Raw genomic sequence first — 15,516 nt, forward strand, 5'->3', positions numbered from 1 at the left:
CCCGTGGCCGGACGGCTCACCGGCCCGGAAGACCGACCCGCCGATGGCCGTGTCGAGGCCCGGGGCTCCGACGGCTCGTTCGTGGCAGGAGCGGTCGGCGAGGGCGCCGCACCGCGTGGTGCGGGAGGTGTCGATGACGTGGGCGTGGACGACGGAGTCACGACCGACGCTGCGGCGCTCGGCGATGCCGGACGGGCCGGAGTGGGGCCCGCCGCCGGCGGGCCACCGGCAGCCGGCGGCGTCGGAGTCGGGTGGGCGTCGCGTGGCGTCGCGGGGGTTGAGGGAGTGGTTGGGGAGGACAAGGCTGCGCTTCGTCGTACGGGGTGGGTGGTGTCCGGTGTTCGCTGGACTGGTGCGGTGGGGGCCGGCATGGGTCCACTCAGCGGAGCACCCAGTCCGAGCCTGCCGGGTGAGGTCGGGGTCGCGGCGCTTGGCCGCGCCGGGGCGGTGCCGGCGGCACCGGCGTCCGGCGCGGGGCCAGGGGCAGGGCGGTGGTCAGCCGGCGGCGTACGCGTCGCGCCGGCGTCGGCCGCCGCGCGCCGCACGGGGGTGCCGTGAGCTGGCGTGCGGCCATCACTCGTCGCGGGGGAGCCGAGGGAAGGCGCGGGCGTTGGGCGAACCGACGGCGGGATTGGCCCGCCGTCCGTCGTGCCGCCGGTCGCCCGCCGGGGCGACGTGGCCGCCGCGCGCTGGATCGCGGCGCGACCGCCGGGCGGAGCCCCGCCCACGTCGGTGGTCGCCGGCTGGTTCGTTCGGGTCGGGGTCTGGGTCCTTTCCGTTCGTCGTTGTGTGGCGGCGGTGGCCGGGGCGGGTGCTTGGTGGCGGGTGGTGGATGGCGCGTCGCCCGTGGTCGCCGCCGGCTTGGCCGGGCCGGCCACGTCCGGAGCCGCCGTCGTCCGCCGCACCGGCGGGGCACCGTCGTTCACCGGACCCGGCACGATGCCGTTGCGCGCGTCGCCGCCGTCGCCGCTCGGACGAACTGGCCCGCCGGCCACTCCTCCTCCCGGCGCGCCGGACCCCCCGTCCCCTGGCTTCGGGCTCGGCCGGAACGCCGCGAGCACGCGGCGCTGCACCAGTGGCGCGGCGTCCGCCGCCGCCCTCGTGAGGGAGGGAGGCTGCGGCACGCGCGGGGCCACGGGCGTCGCCCGCGGCCGCGACACACGGGACGGCCCGGTCAGCGGCATGGCGACCTGGGCAGGGGCCGGCTCGGGTTCCTTCGGCGCCGGCACCACCACCGGCAGCGTGAACAAGGGCTGCTCAAGCCCCGGGACAGGTCTGCCGTACGCCGGGGGCCGGACCTGGCTCGCCAGGCTCACCGTCCGGCCGTCGAGGACGGCGTGGGACGTCGTTCCCGCGAACGACGGGTTCTGGAATGTCGCCATCCGCCCGGTGAAGCTCGCGTCCGCGATGACTCGTCCCACGCCCAGCGCCCGCTGGATCGGCGGCAGCCCCGCCCACGCGACCGGTGCCGCCGCGGCTTCCGCACCAGCATCGGCTTCCGCACCGGCACGGCCAGGGGCTTCCGCGCCGGCACCGGCTTCCGCGCCGCCGCCCCGCCGTCGGCCGCCGCCCCTGAACCTGTCCAGGAACCCCACGTGTCACCCCTCTGTCCCGGCGCGCGTCACCAGGGACGCGATCTGCTCCACGTAGCGGCGGCGGTCGTGATGTTCCAGGTCCAGGATCTGGTCCAGGCCCCAGTGGAAGTGGTAGGCGACGTACGCGATCTCCTCGTGCAGTCGGTCAGTCGCGTACGTCACGATTCCCCCAGGCGGCCCCCGCCGAGATCCACCTCGAACGGCTCCGAGCAGTGGGGGCAGGCCACCGACGCGCGGGTGTGCCCCTCGGCGTTGATCTGGCGGTAGAAGTCCTGGAGGAACGCCAGGTCGGAGGCGAACATGCCCTCGACGATGCCGTCGTGCACGACCGGCACCGTGCCGAGGCGGGTGATGACCCGGCCCAGCAGCACCACCGACAGGAGCGCCGGGTTCTCCTGCACGCGCAGGTCCCGCAGCGGCACCAACTCGTCGCGCGCCGTCGCCAGCCGCATCACGCCGTCCTGGTGGACCGTGCCCTGCGCGTCCACGTAGCCGCGCGGCAGCTGGAAGGGGAACTCCGTCTGTAGCCGCGCCGGCGTGCCGCCGGCCGCGGCGTCGGGGGAGGGAGCGGCCGGCGGCTCCGGTGCGAGGTCGGGGCCGGTCGCGGTCGCACCCCCACCGGACGCCTTGGCGATCGTGCGCCTCATCACTCGATGACCAGCTCTTCGAAGACGATGGTCACGGTCTCGGACACGATGGCCGCTTCACCCGCCTTCAGCGTGCTGCTCGCGATCTTGCTGCACCACGCCCTGCGCAGGTGGTAGTACTTCACGGGGTTCCGCTCGTAGTCCAGCATCACGATCGACGCGTTCTTGCGCGCGACGGACATCTGGCCGGCGAGCGACTGGTTGATCCACTGCGTGAAGGCTTCCGACTCGGTCATGCCGCGCACGACGGTGCACGTCCCGCTCTTCTGCGTGCCCGGCAGGATGCTGATCGTCGGCTGGCCGCTGGCCGAGTTCTGCGGGCTCTGGATGGTGTCCTGCTCCATGTCCAGGGCGCTCACCTCCTGCAGGTACTCGACCTGGACGCCGTCGATCTGCAGGGCGAACGCGTGTGATGTAAGGCTGTCGGCTTCCTGGAGACTCATCTCTTCCCTGATTCCTGGCTAGTTGGGCTCACGACTCGTGCGGTGCACCTCGGGTGAGGGGCGGAGCTACTCCTCCAGCTCCGCACTGCCGCTGGAGAACTGGGCGAGCCGGAAGATCACGAACTCCGCGGGCTTCACGGGTGAGACGCCGATCTCGCAGATGACGCGGCCGAGGTCGACGGACTCCGGCGGGTTGGACTCCTCGTCGCACTTGACGTAGTACGCCTGCTCCGGCTGGGATCCGAACAGGGCCCCGCTGCGCCACTCGTTGACCAGGAACGCCGAGATGTTGCGACGGATCCGGGCCCACAGGTTGTGGTCGTTGGGCTCGAAGACGACCCACTGCGTGCCCAGCAGGATCGACTCTTCCAGGTAGTTGAAGTACCGGCGGACGTTGAGGTAGCGCCAGGCCGGGTCGGAGGAGAGGGTGCGGGCGCCCCAGACGCGTATGCCACGACCCGGGAAGGCGCGGATGCAGTTGACGCCGATCGGGTTGAGCAGGTCCTGTTCACCGCGGGTGATCTGGAGCTCCAGGTCGACCGCGCCGCGCACCACCTCGTTGGCGGGCGCCTTGTGCACGCCGCGCTCGGCGTCGTTGCGGGCCCAGACGCCGGCCATGTGGCCGCTCGGCGGCACCGTGCGGGCCTGTCCGGTGGCCGGGTCGAAGGTCTTGATCCACGGGTAGTACAGGGCGGCGTACTTGGAGTCGTAGCCCGCGGTCTCCTGGCGCCAGACCCGGATCTGACGGGCGTTCATGCCGGGCGGCGGGTCGATGATGGCGACCCGGTCGCCCATGAGCTCACAGTGCGCGATCAGACCGAGCTGGACCGCCTTGACGGCCTCCAGGTCGATCGCGCCGCTCTGGTAGGCGGCCATCAGGTCGGGCACGGCCACCATGGAGACCTCGTCCACGGCCTCCAGGCCGCCGAAGCCGGTCCGGTCGGCGGAGTCGCCGAGGTACTGGGCGGGTCCCGGCTGCTGCGCCTCGACGTCCCCGGTGGGCGCCGCGGGCGCCGAAGCCGGGAGCGCGACGGTCTGGTTGCTCGGGCGGGCGAGCTGCCCGGCCGGCGCGGCCTCGGCCACCTCGATGAGCTGGGAGCGTTCCTTGACCTGGGTGACGACGTAGTTGCGGTTGCCCTTCTTCGCCGTCACGTCGAAACTCTCGACGGTCTTGCCGCCGTCCTTGACGATCAGCTTGAACCGCTCGGCGGGTCCGTCGCCCTCGGGGTCGGCCACCTCGACGCTCAGGTCGCCGGGCCCCGTGGCCGTGACCGTGAAGGTGCCGAGCTGCTTCGGCTCGCTCGGCGGCAGCGCGGCCGGGCTGGTCGCGCCGGAGCCGGTGACGGCGGCGGGCGCCGCGCCGTTCGCGGCGGCACCCTCGGGCGAGCCGCCGACCCGCACGACGTAGGCCGCCGTGCCGCCGTTGTTGAAGAAGCCGTAGACGGAGTGCGCGAGGTAGTACCCATCGGTGAAGTCACCGAAGGCCGCGACGTACTGCGTCCAGTTGGTCACCAGCGTCGGCTCGTTCAGCGGGCCGATCGGTGCGAGGCCGACGAAGGCCGCCACCGACGTGCCCACTCCCTCGATCGGGCGTGCGCCGCTGGCCACCTCCTCGACGTAGACGCCGGGCGACAGGTACGAGGGCATGCTTCTCCTCGTTCTTCCTTGGAGAGGGACGGAACCGTTCCACCTTCGCTCCCGCCTTCGGCGGTTGAAACGTCCGCCGGTCTCTGACGGGGGGCACTGCCCGTGCCCCCCGGGGAAGTCGGCTTGCCCCGCGGGGCTGGACGCGACAGCGGACGACCGTGACGGGGCACGCGTGGGGGGGCGCGGTCCGCGTGCGCGTGGGCACGCACTGTGCGGCGCCGAACAGCCCGCGCGCGCCCGCTGTCTGCCCCTGAGGCCCTGGCATCGGTCGACCGCGCGGAGTACACGGGACGTAGTTCCGTGGCAGGCGATCTCGGATCTCTCCGCACCCCCGCACATCCATCAACGAGGCTGTACCACGGCCCAGGCACACGAAGGGCGTCTATGCACGCGCGAGAGGATCAGCACGGTGGACCAGCGGCCACGTCGACCAAGCCGGTGCGCCCGTCGACAAAGGCGCCGCCGGCGCTTGGCGGTTCCAGCCTCGCATCCCCGGTTGCCACACTGCCCGTGCGACTGGCGACCTTGCAACGGCTTGCCGGCAACCAGGCCGTCGCCCGTGCGGTCGCGGATGACCGTCGCCTGTCGAGGCCCGGTACTTCCGGTGCGCACGCCGCAGCCTCGGTGCAGCGCATGCCACTTGGTTTCGGCAGGTCCTCCCGGTCACGGTATGTCAGTCAAGGGATTCCGGGGCTTCATGGACGTTCGTTCCTTTCCAGGGAAGAGCACGCCGAAGGTGCCGGCATGTGGAACTATCGCAGCGTTGACATGATAGGAATTATGGATGCCGACACAGGTGCCGTGACATACGAAAGGGCTCCCTGGGCCGGCAACCCCGTCTATGTCACGAATAACCATGGAAACGCAGAGGCGTTGCAGTTCCATCGGGACGACGCGGAGGAATCGCCGGAAGTCCATCAGGACGCACAGGTTCTGGCCAGCGAACTGGGACGTCGCAACAGCTTCAACGAGATTCGGTCCCAACCTGGAGGATGCGTTGTTCTGGGTGCCTGCTTGGCCGGAAGCGTCGACGGTGGCATAGCCCAGAAGGCGGCCGATGAGCTCGGTATGAGCGTCTGGGCCGCCAACACCGAAGTGTCTTTCTATCCCAATGAAAACGCTCCGCTTGTGCTGTGGAAGCATGATCCGGATCACGATGTCAGGTGGATCAAGTTCAGGCCACAGTCCAGGAGGCGACGCAGGTTCGGCGGGAGGTCACGTGGTTCCCGTCCGAATTATTACCGCGGCGAGGTGTGACCGTCCCGACCATCGCCACCCTTCGCGGGGCCTTCGGCCGGGGGCGTGCATGGAGTGTGGGCGCACCGTGGGCGCCGTCATGGCCCGCACGCGCCGGTGTCTGCCCCCGAGACCCTGGCTTTGGTCGACCGCGCGGACTAGACACGGGGTCGGTAAGCAGTCCAGGTGAAGGGACGTCATGACGCTCCGCCAACAACATCAGGGTGAGCAGAAGGCAGGCCGTTCCGGCCGGCCCCCGCAACGGCAGCCCGCCGCTGCGCCAGCGGCCAAGGGGGCGACGGGCGCCACCGACCTGATGGCGCTTCAGGGCGCTGCGGGCAACGCGGCGGTGGCGGCGATGATCCAGCGGTCACGGTCCGCACAGGGCGGCGACGACCGGGAGGAGCACCACCACGGGCCCGGCGGTGGGCAGGAGGGGACAGCGGCCCGACCCGTGCAGCGCCTGACGGTGCACGATGTCCTGCGCCGGCCTGGCCGATCAATCGAACCGGGTCTGCGACAGGAGATGGAACAGCGCTTCGGTGGGGAGAGCTTCAGCCCGGTGCAGCTGCACACCGGAGCGGAGGCGGACCGCTCGGCGGCCGAGCTGGGCGCCGTGGCCTATACCTCGGGCCCGCACATCGTCCTCAGCAGAAAGGCGGTAGGCGACAAGCAGGTGCTCGCCCACGAGCTGGAGCACTACCGACAGCAGCGTCGGGGTCCGGTCACGGGCACCGACCACGGCGATGGTGTGTCCGTCTCCGAGGTGGACGACAGCTTCGAGCGGTCCGCCGACGCGGTCGCCGACCGCGTCATGCGCGCCCCGCTCCCACCAACCGACCAGGGGCTGTCCGCGCCCGTCGGCATCCCCGGCGTCCAGAGGGACGTCCAACGCACCGCCGATCACCAGGCGGTGACTTCCCACGGCCACCACGTCCACCACGTCCAGCGGTACGACGACACCGATCCCACCCCGGCGAGGACCCGCTTCGACAGAAGGTCAGGGGACCAGCTGCCGGCCTTCGCCGAGAACAGCATGGAGGTCTCCGTCTGGCTCGACCAGGACGGACAGTTCCAGGCCGATCTCGAACGGACCGCCGCGGTGCGGGGGCCGGTCACCCTGAGCTGGTCCGACGACGAGACGATAGCCATGAACGCGGCCGGCATGGCGAAGGAGTTCTACGCCGTTCCGAACGTCGTGACCGCGGCAAACCAGTCACTGGCGAAGGCGGGCAGCTACATCCGACTGGGCCAGGGCGGCCACTCGCTGACCAACTCCCATGGGGAACGGCTCACGGTGGTTCGGCCCCGGATCGCGACTGATCTCGACGACGTCGTCCTCCAGAGGTTCATGCACCTGGCCCAGCACGAGTGCGTGGAGGTCGCTCAGCGGCTGGTCGGTGGCACCTTGGGCCATGCGGTCTTCCGGGGTGAGGGCGGCTCGAGCGTCACGGCGGAAATCGGCCCCAGAGGTGCCACCGGGCTGCCGCGCCTCGCCGCCGCGCTGGCTTCGGACCGGCCGCCGGCCACTCCGCGGGAGGCGGCATGGGAGGTTCAGGGCCCCGATCCGGCGACGGCTCCCGGCGAACAGTACGGCACACTCCAGGGCCAGCGGCGGCTCCGGCAATACGAGCGCGGCATCGGCATCAACGAGAACGCCATAGCCCGGGTCGGCGAGGCACTGACCACGCACACCATCGCCGCCGAGCCGCGCCCGGGTGTCCCCGCGAACTTCGACTTCGCCCGCGACAGGGAGCCCACCGGCCGGATCTGGGTCTACCACTACGCCACGGTGGTGGCCGAGAGCAGCGATCGCCGCGATCAGATCACCCTGGAGAACTACAACCGCAACTCGCTGATGGAGGAGGTGCTGCGCGCGGCGGCCCAGGAGACCGGCCGTGCCTACGCGGAGGCCTACCCGGGACGAAGGATGCCCCGGGCGCACGCGGATCGGGTGGCCCGAGAGCTGCTGGAGCGGGAGACCAGGTCCGCGCTGGGCGGCATGTGGTACTTCTCGATGTACGCACAGCAAGGCAGGCGTGGCTTCCACAACAAGAACCGTGGCACCGCGCTCAACGCCATGACCGTCGTCACCACCAGCGTCCCTCGCCTGTACTTCGAGGAGCGCTCGAATGTCCTGCAGGGCCACAGCGTCGCCGCCCTTGAGCGGGCCGCGGCGGGATGGCGGCACTCCAACGCGCCGATAGTGGTCGAAGGGCACTCCCGCGGTTCGAGATTCCCGGTGAGGGGCCTGGCGGGCCGGCGGGCCGAGACCGTGAGGAACGAGATGATCGCCCTCGGCATCGCACCCGAACGCATCCAGGTCAGGGAGCGCGAGCAGAGCGACGGCGCGTTCGCGTCGGTCTACCCGGCGCGTCTCCCGGAGGAGTACCTGCCAGGCAACCGCCGCTGACCCGCGGCCGGCCCACCGGCCCTGACATCGCCCATCGCCAAGCGCGATACGAGCGGGTCTCAGGGCCGCCGCCGCCCCGGGGGGCAACGATTCCGGCCCTGCGGCGGCCGGGCGGTGCACGGAAGGCTCCTGATCCGGTGCCGCCGCCCGGTCTAGCGTCGGCGCGTGAGCCTGTGGACTTCCCTCGAACCCGCCTCCGCCACCGTGGAGGCCGGGGACAGCACGCGCGTGCGGCTGCGTGTACGCAACACCGGTGACGTCGTCGACGAGTACCGCTTCGAACCCGTCGGGCAGATCGCGCCCTGGACCCGGGTGGAGCCGCAGACGCTGCGGCTCTACCCGGGGACGACGGGGACCGTGGAGCTGACGTTCGCGCCGCCCCGGTCGCCGGACGCGACGGCGGGGCCGAACCCGTACGCGGTGCGGATCACGCCCACCGAGCACCCGGACGCCGTCACCGTCCCCGAGGGCAACCTGACCATCCTGCCGTTCACGGAGGTACGGGCCGAGCTGGTGCCGGTCACCGTGCGGGGCCGCTTCCGGGGCAAGCCACGGCTCGCCGTCGACAACCTGGGGAACACCCCACTCACCGCCTCCATCAGCGGCAGCGACAACGGCGACCAGCTCAGCTACGAGATCCACCCGGCCAACGTGCAGATCCAGCCGGGGCGGGCCGCCTTCGTCAAGGCACGGTTGTCGCCGGAGCAGGTCACCTGGGTCGGGCCCAGCGAGGAGCGGCCGTACACCCTGGCGGTGCAGCGCTCGGGCACCGAACCGCTGCCCGTGGACGGCACCTACCACCAGCTCGGCGTGGTGCCCCGCTGGCTCGCCACCGTCTTCGGCATCCTGCTGACCCTCGCCATCATGTTCCTGGTGCTGTGGTTCGCCTACCGGCCGAGGGTCACCAGCGCCGCCACGGCGAGTCCGGCGGCGGCCGGCGACGTCCTGCCGCCCGCCCCCACGCCGGAGGTGACCGAGGCGCCGCCCGAGCCCACCGAGGAGCCGGAGGAGGAGAAGCCGGCGGAGGAAGAGGAGCCGGAGCCAGAGCCGGAGCCGGAGGGCGAGGGTGGTGGCGGAGGCGCGCCACCACTCGAGGAGCCGGACTCCGTCGTGCCCGCCAGGGACGTCATGCTGCGCAACGTGTACAGCGAGCGGTGCGCCGACGTGCCGGGACGGGGCCGGGGTGAGATCGGTGCCGTCGTGCAGCAGGCCACGTGCACCGTCGAGGGCGACAACCAGCTGTGGCACCTGGAGGTCATGTACCCCGAGGGCGGGCCGGAGAGCCGGCCGCTCTTCCAGATCGTCAACGCGACGGACGGTCTGTGCATGGACCTGCCGGGCTCCGGTGGGACGCCCAGCCGGACGCGGATCACGGAGCACGACTGCGACGGCACGACGGACGACAACCAGCTGTGGTGGCTCGAGGAGCGGGGCGAGGACCGCTTCTGGATACGCAACTTCGCCAGCAACGGCCTGTGCCTGGACGTGAACGGCCTGACCCGCGAGCCGGAGGCCCCACTCGCCATCTACACCTGTCTCGAGGACGACGACCAGGAGTGGGAGATCCTCAGGCCGCTCGACGACGAGGGAGAAAACGAGTGAGGCCCGGGGCGGGCGGCCCGTGCCTGGTTACCAGGCGTCGGTGAACTCGCCCGGCACCAGGCGGCCCGCCTTGCGGTACTCGCGGCGGGCCCCTTCCAGCAGGTCGCGCTCGGTGACCGTCCCGCCCCGCCCGGCGGCGAGGTAGGCGGCGGTGACCACGGCGCTGCGGATGGCGCCGCCCGCCAGCTCGAACCCGGAGGCGAGTTCCTTCAGGTCGGCGTCCTCGGCGCCCGGCACGCGGGCCAGGCAGTGCTGCCACAGCGCCAGCCGCTGCTCCGCGTCGGGGAAGGGGAAGTCGACCACCAGGTCCAGCCGGCGGGTGAACGCCTCGTCGATGTTGGCCCGCAGGTTGGTCGTCATCAGGGCGATGCCGTCGAAGGACTCGAGACGCTGGAGCAGGTAGGCGCTCTCCATGTTGGCGTAGCGGTCGTGGGAGTCCTTCACCTCGGAGCGTTTGCCGAAGACCGCGTCGGCCTCGTCGAACAGCAGCACTGCGTCGGTGCGGTCGGCCTCGGTGAAGACGCGTTCGAGGTTCTTCTGGGTCTCGCCGACGTACTTGTCCACCACCGACGACAACTGCAGGACGTACAGGTCGAGGCCGAGTTCGGCCGCCACCACCTCCGCGGCGAGGGTCTTGCCGGTGCCGGACTCGCCCGCGAACAGCCCGAGTACGCCCCGGCCCCGGCCGCCGCCCGCGCTCAGCCGCCACTCGCCCAGCACCCGGTCGCGGTGCCGGGCGCGCAGCGCCAGCTCGCGCAGCTGGGACAGCGGCCCGGCAGGCAGAACCAGGTCGCTCCAGTCGACGGCGGGCCGAATCTGGCGGGCGTGTTGTTCGAGCCCGGAGGCGGACTGCTGCCGGGCCGCGCGCCGCAGGTGGGCGGCGGTGAGTGGGGTGCCGTCGAGATCGGCCAGCGCACGGGCGGCCCGCGCGGCACGGACGACACCCTCGCCGCCCAGGTGGTAGGGAGCGACGGTCGCCGCCAGGTCGAACCCCGGCTCGTCCCCGGCCGCGAGGCCGAGCGCGGCCGCCCAGGCCGCCGCGTCCCCCGCGCCGCGCCGGGGCGCCTCCAGCACCAGCGGGTCCCGCCCGCACCAGCGGGGATCGTACGGGCGCGGGTCGGTGAGCAGCACGGAGACGTCCTGCTGTGCGGTCAGCTCTCGTAGCAGTGTGGCCGGTTCGTCCGGCAGTCCTGACACGGTGATGGGGCGTCCCGACAGCCGGGCCTCGCGCAGCAGGGCGGGCACCTCCTCGGGCGGGCCGTCGTAGACCAGGGTTCCGCCGCCCAGCGCGGCGGTGGCGCAGGCCAGCCCGTCGCCCTCGCGGTGCTCGCGCAGGTAGACGACGGCCGGGCCGCGAGCCAGGCGGGCGGACAGCCTGGTGGCGAGACCGTCGTCGGGGTACGCGGCGGCCGGCTCCGGGGTGGGGCGCAGGTGGGCGGCGAGCACCGCGTCCGGGGTGTCGTCGCCGAGCAGGTGCGCCACGACGCGGTCGGGCACGCGCAGCGAGCGGCCGAGGAAGGGGCGTTCGGGCTCCTCGACGGCGAGCAGGCCCAGCGCGGCGAGCGGCGCCGCTGGGTGGAACCGGGCGCGGGCCGCCGCCAGGTGCGCGGGCAGCCCGCACACGTCGAGCGCGAGCCCGATCGTGGCCCGGCGGCGGCTGACGTCGTCGTTGAGGTAGCCGTAGAGCGGCTCGAAGGCGCGGTCGAGGTCCGGGGCGACGGCGATGAGCAGTACGGCGATGTCGACCTCGGTGAGACCGAACCGTTGGGTGAGCATGCCAAGACGGTCGCCGCCCGCGTCGGGAGGGGCGGACCAGTCGGGCCCCGGCGCGGCGCCCTGGGCGGCGGTGGGGGCGGTGTGCAGCAGATGCCGTACGGCGTCCTCGGACAGGTAGAGACCGCGCATCGGGTCGCCGGCCGTCGGGTCGTCGGCGGAACGGTCCTCGACCAGCCACGCGACCCGGTCCCACAGCCGGGCCAGTCGGGCGAGGAGCGCGGCGGCCGGGTCGACGTCCCCCCGGCCGTCCGGGGCGGGGCCGCCGTCCTCCGGTGGCGTCACGGCGTCCGTGGTCACCTGTTCGCTCCCCGGGACCGCCGTGCCATCGCCACCTGGTGGGGCCGGTGGGCGCGCTCGTCGGGGGCCGCCTCGGGCTCGTCCATGCGGTAGGCGCGGACCACCGCGCCCTCGGTGACCGGCGGGCCGGCGTCGTACTCGGGGTAGCCGGGGAAGGGGACGACGATCACCAGGTCGATGGACGGCTTGAGTTCGCCGCCGAGGGCGGACCAGATCTCGGCGAGGGATCGGGACTCCGTGTGGACGCCGGCGACCGTCATCTGCACCGACAGGCCCATCGCGCCGAGCGCGCCGGGGAGTTCGGACGGGGGCAGCAGTTCGCGGGGCAACAGCGTGGCCAGCACGGCGGACAGCAGCCGGTGTTCGTCCTCTGTCCGCCTCGTCCACGCCGTGACCAGGTACGACAGCCGGAACCAGCGCGGCGGTGGGCGGTGCTTCACGACCAGGTTGCGGTCGTCGCGCACCGCCGCGTGCCCCCGTTGGCGGCGCTTCACGTCCTCCCTCAGGTCGTACAGGTACGCGTTGATCGCGGGCGCGTTGCGCCGGGCCGCCCAGTCGCGGGTGGGCGCGTCGAACGAGACCTCGATGCCGGAGCCGGTAAGCGCCCCGCCGCCGAGCAGCCCCTTGAGGACCTCGTCCACCTCGTGAATCACCGTCAGGCTTCCGTTTCTGTCGTCCGGTCGGTCAGATGTAGCCCTCGCGGAGGGCGTACGCCACCGCGTGCGCCCGGTTCCTCAGGTGCAGCCGCGTGGACAGTTCGTGCAGAATGTTCTTGATCGTGCGGTCCGAGTAGGACAGCTTGGCGGCGATCTCGCTGGTGCCGAGGCCGTCGGCGACCAGCCGCAGCACGTCCACCTCGCGCGGCGAGAGACCCGAGGTGGGCGCACCCGCCCGGGCGGCCGCCACGCCGTGCAGCACGTTCACCTGGTCGATCAGCCGGCCGAGCAGGTCGGCGGGCAGCTCACCATCGCCGCGCGCCGCCGCCATCACCGCCCGCGCCAGGCGGTCCTCGGTGGCCTCGTGGCGCCAGACGATGGCGCCGATGCCGCAGCCGAGCACGTCGAGGAGCTTGGCATCGCGCAGCGAGCCCACCACGAGCACGGCGCGGGTCCGCCCACCGTTGATGAGCCGGCGCAGCCGGGTGACGGCGGCGTCGTCGAGGACATCGCTGATGAGGAGGGCCACCGTGCCGGGTTCGGTCTCGGATTCCTCACGGAGCTCGATCTCGGGGCGCCGGCGCAGCTGGCCGCGCGCGCCCTCCCGGGAGATCGGGTCCGGTGCGTGAACGGTCACCCGAATCCGTCCTTCGGGCCGCCCGCGCTGCCCCTGCCCTCCGGGGACAGGGCGGCCCGTCACGGCCGTGTGCACGTCGGTCCCCGGAAATGAGCTACGCATCCATTCCCCCAAGTCCGCATCTTCGGGCACCGTCAAGGAGTCGTTCGACCGGTGCTTCCCAGGACGTTAGACGGGTGACGGATGGCCTGGCGTCCCCCCACGAAGGGCATCTCGCCTGCCCCTGTGGGGTGAACTGACAGGCCCCCCTGGGAGGGAGGTCACCCGCCCTGCCGACTGCTACGGCGCCGAAGCTGAACCCGTGCCCGCTTCTCCGGGCGTGACGAGGCCCGTCTCGTACGCGACGACGACCGCCTGGGCGCGGCTGGCCAGGCCGAGCTTGCCCATGAGGCGCTTGACGTGTGTCTTGACGGTCGACTCGCTCAGCACGAGCTGCCGGGCGATCTCGCCGTTGCTGAGACCCTTGCCGACCAGGCGCAGCACCTCGGTCTCGCGGTTGGTGAGGGTGTCGGGACGGTCCGCGCGGGCGATGGACCGGTGGTGCCGCGCGTAGGTCTCGACCAGGTCGCGGGTGATGTCGGGGGCGATGAGCATGTCGCCCGCGGCGACGGTGTGCACGGCGGCGACGATCCGGTCGGGCGGCGTGTCCTTGAGGAGGAAGCCGGCGGCGCCCTCCCCGAGCGCGGTGTAGACGTACTCGGGCAGGTCGAAGGTGGTGAGCATCAGCACGCGAGGCGCGTCGTCCCCGGCGGCGGAGAGAATCCGGCGGGTGGCGGTGACGCCGTCGAGGACGGGCATCCTGATGTCCATCGTGATCACGTCGGGGCGCAGTTCCGCGGCCAGCTCCACCGCCTGGACGCCATCGGCCGCCTCGCCCACGACCTCCAGGCCCGGGGCGGCGTTCAGCAGGGTCACCAGCGCGGCCCGCAGCAGTGCCTGGTCGTCGGCGACGAGGACGCGGGTGGTCACGCAGCCTCGCCGATGGGCAGGGAGAGCGTGACCTCGAACCCGCCATCGGCGCCGGGGCCCGCGAGCAGCAGGCCGCCGTGGCGCGCCGCGCGTTCCCGCATGCCGCGCAACCCGTAGGAGACGACCGGGAACTCGGCGGCGCCAGGACCGGTGCCCGTGTCACTGATCATCATGGACAGCATTTCTTCTCCGTAGTCCAGGTGTATCCTCGCCGCCGCCAGGCCGGCGTGCTTGACCACATTGGTCAGGGCCTCCTGCGCGACGCGGTACGCGCACAGGTCGAGGCCGGGCGGCAGAGCGCGCGGGCGTCCGGTCACCGCGACGTCCACGGGAACGCCCGCGCCACGCACCCGGTCCGCAAGATCGTCCAGCGACGCGAGCCCCGGCCCGGGCGCGCCGTCCCCGGCGGCGCGGGCGGCGGCCTCCGCTCCCGCCTCCGCCGAGCGCAGTAGCTGAAGCATGCGCCGCATCTCGACCAACGCCTCGCGGCTGGAGTTCCCCGCGGTCGCGATGGCGGTGCGCGCGGTCGCCGGATCACGGTCCAGCACCTGCTCGGCGACGCCCGCGTACGCCGAGACGACCGCCATGTGATGGCCCACGACGTCGTGCAGCTCGCGGGCGATGCCCTGCTCGACCTCCCGCGCCGCCTCGTCCGCGAGCCGTTCCGCACGCTCGGCCCAGTGCTTCGCGAACTCCCCCAGCAACCACCCTCCGGCCAGCACCATCAAGGGCGCCTGCACGGCCCGGGACCACGGCACCTCGTCCGTGGCGGCCGTGAAGAACGTGACCGCGCTGACGGCAGCCGACGCCAACCACAGGGCCAGGGCCACCGGGCGGGGCCGCATCATGGCCACGGTGAACATCGCGATGACGATCCCGACGCCGCCGTTGGGGTGTTTGCCGTAGCCCAGCAGGCTGTAGAGGAGCAGGCCGAGCAGGATCACCACGGCGGTCAGGACCGGGGCCCGCCGCCGCAGGGCGAGCGGCGCGACCGTCAACGCCCCGACCACCATGGCCCACGTCTGCTCACCGTTGTCGACCGTCTGGGCCACCGTGACGAGAGCCAGAACGGTCATCACAACCGCGAACAACAGGTCCATGACGTTCTGCCTGAGGCTGGAAAGCACGAGCCAACGGTAGGTCAGGCGGGGCAGCCGACCTGCCCCTCAAGGGGGACCTGTCAATCCCCCCACAGGGGCAGGCGAGATGCCCTCCGCGGGGGACGCCAGGCCATACACGGACGGCCCGAAGGACGGATTCCGGCCCCTGTCGTGGGGCAGCGCGGCGGGCCGCTCCCCTGCGGCGCGCCCGGCGCACGGACATCCTCCAGCGCGCCGAGAACGAGTTCGGCCCGATCCCCTTCGACGCGGACGCCGCCCGCATCTACGGCAGAGTCTGCGCGGCGGTCATCGGCGCCGGCCACACAGGCTGGACCGGGCCCCGGCTCCGGTTCGCCCGACCACTGACCCTCGACCTGCGGCACCGAGCGGGACGCCGGCCCCCGCGGCGGCCCGTCGGTCGTCCGTCCGAGAGCAGTCCGAACCAGGCGGCTGGGCTCAGTCGAAGCCGACGGGCGAGGGCGGAGGGCCCTGGCTGGC

Annotated in this window: 12 protein-coding genes and 1 pseudogene; 4 read left to right on the forward strand and 9 right to left on the reverse strand. The window is 72.4% G+C overall.

What is annotated here, in order from left to right:
- Positions 1-1,598: 1,598 nt before the first annotated feature.
- The 4 genes from ACFWI8_RS25410 to ACFWI8_RS25425 all read right to left on the reverse strand — a co-directional run bounded on the left by ACFWI8_RS25410 (position 1,599) and on the right by ACFWI8_RS25425 (position 4,332).
- Positions 1,599-1,757, reverse strand: a complete 159-nt coding sequence (locus tag ACFWI8_RS25410; protein WP_387095700.1) for a DUF6760 family protein — start codon at positions 1,755-1,757, stop codon at positions 1,599-1,601.
- A complete protein-coding gene (locus ACFWI8_RS25415; protein ID WP_387095703.1) occupies positions 1,754-2,242 on the reverse strand; it encodes a hypothetical protein in 489 nt (162 codons plus the stop codon). Before ACFWI8_RS25415 ends, ACFWI8_RS25410 begins: the two co-directional genes overlap by 4 nt.
- Positions 2,242-2,685 carry a phage tail protein gene (locus ACFWI8_RS25420; RefSeq protein ID WP_311602956.1) on the reverse strand — a complete coding sequence of 148 codons (444 nt, stop codon included), beginning with the start codon at positions 2,683-2,685 and terminating at the stop codon, positions 2,242-2,244. The genes ACFWI8_RS25415 and ACFWI8_RS25420 overlap by 1 nt, the downstream gene beginning before the upstream one ends.
- A 66-nt stretch (positions 2,686-2,751) precedes the next feature.
- Positions 2,752-4,332, reverse strand: a complete 1,581-nt coding sequence (locus ACFWI8_RS25425) for a phage tail sheath subtilisin-like domain-containing protein (protein ID WP_387095707.1) — start codon at positions 4,330-4,332, stop codon at positions 2,752-2,754.
- A gap of 510 nt (positions 4,333-4,842) precedes the next feature.
- Between ACFWI8_RS25425 and ACFWI8_RS25430 the strand changes: the two genes are divergently transcribed.
- The 3 genes from ACFWI8_RS25430 to ACFWI8_RS25440 all read left to right on the forward strand — a co-directional run bounded on the left by ACFWI8_RS25430 (position 4,843) and on the right by ACFWI8_RS25440 (position 9,583).
- The gene (locus tag ACFWI8_RS25430; RefSeq protein ID WP_387095710.1) at positions 4,843-5,589 is read left to right on the forward strand and encodes a hypothetical protein; all 747 of its coding nucleotides are present in this window, start codon (positions 4,843-4,845) and stop codon (positions 5,587-5,589) included.
- 178 nt (positions 5,590-5,767) lie between these two features.
- Positions 5,768-7,981, forward strand: coding sequence for a DUF4157 domain-containing protein (locus ACFWI8_RS25435; protein WP_387095712.1), 2,214 nt, complete (start codon positions 5,768-5,770; stop codon positions 7,979-7,981).
- Between the two features lie 165 nt (positions 7,982-8,146).
- Positions 8,147-9,583 (forward strand): RICIN domain-containing protein, encoded by a 1,437-nt coding sequence (locus ACFWI8_RS25440; RefSeq protein WP_387095715.1) that lies wholly within the window; start codon positions 8,147-8,149, stop codon positions 9,581-9,583.
- A 27-nt stretch (positions 9,584-9,610) separates the two neighbouring features.
- On the opposite strand, the gene ACFWI8_RS25445 is transcribed toward ACFWI8_RS25440, so the two are convergent.
- The 5 genes from ACFWI8_RS25445 to ACFWI8_RS25465 form a co-directional block, all read right to left on the reverse strand.
- Complete coding sequence (locus tag ACFWI8_RS25445) at positions 9,611-11,656, reverse strand: ATP-binding protein (RefSeq protein ID WP_387095718.1); 2,046 nt, start codon at positions 11,654-11,656, stop codon at positions 9,611-9,613.
- Entirely contained in the window at positions 11,653-12,309 is a 657-nt protein-coding gene (locus ACFWI8_RS25450) for a DUF4255 domain-containing protein (RefSeq protein WP_387095721.1), read from the reverse strand. Before ACFWI8_RS25450 ends, ACFWI8_RS25445 begins: the two co-directional genes overlap by 4 nt.
- A gap of 31 nt (positions 12,310-12,340) precedes the next feature.
- The gene (locus ACFWI8_RS25455) at positions 12,341-12,949 is read right to left on the reverse strand and encodes a LuxR C-terminal-related transcriptional regulator (protein ID WP_387095724.1); all 609 of its coding nucleotides are present in this window, start codon (positions 12,947-12,949) and stop codon (positions 12,341-12,343) included.
- A gap of 279 nt (positions 12,950-13,228) precedes the next feature.
- Positions 13,229-13,918, reverse strand: a complete 690-nt coding sequence (locus ACFWI8_RS25460) for a response regulator (RefSeq protein ID WP_387095727.1) — start codon at positions 13,916-13,918, stop codon at positions 13,229-13,231.
- Positions 13,915-15,045: a sensor histidine kinase gene (locus tag ACFWI8_RS25465; RefSeq protein WP_387095730.1), complete on the reverse strand. Its 1,131-nt coding sequence runs from the start codon at positions 15,043-15,045 to the stop codon at positions 13,915-13,917. Before ACFWI8_RS25465 ends, ACFWI8_RS25460 begins: the two co-directional genes overlap by 4 nt.
- A gap of 176 nt (positions 15,046-15,221) precedes the next feature.
- Here ACFWI8_RS25465 and ACFWI8_RS25470 point away from each other — a divergent pair.
- Positions 15,222-15,374 (forward strand): annotated as a pseudogene (locus ACFWI8_RS25470) (VapC toxin family PIN domain ribonuclease); the annotation flags it as partial.
- Between the last annotated feature and the right edge of the window lie 142 nt (positions 15,375-15,516).

The sequence above is a fragment of the Streptomyces sp. NPDC127098 genome (assembly GCF_042722465.1).
GTDB classification, from domain to species: Bacteria; Actinomycetota; Actinomycetes; order Streptomycetales; family Streptomycetaceae; genus Streptomyces; species Streptomyces millisiae.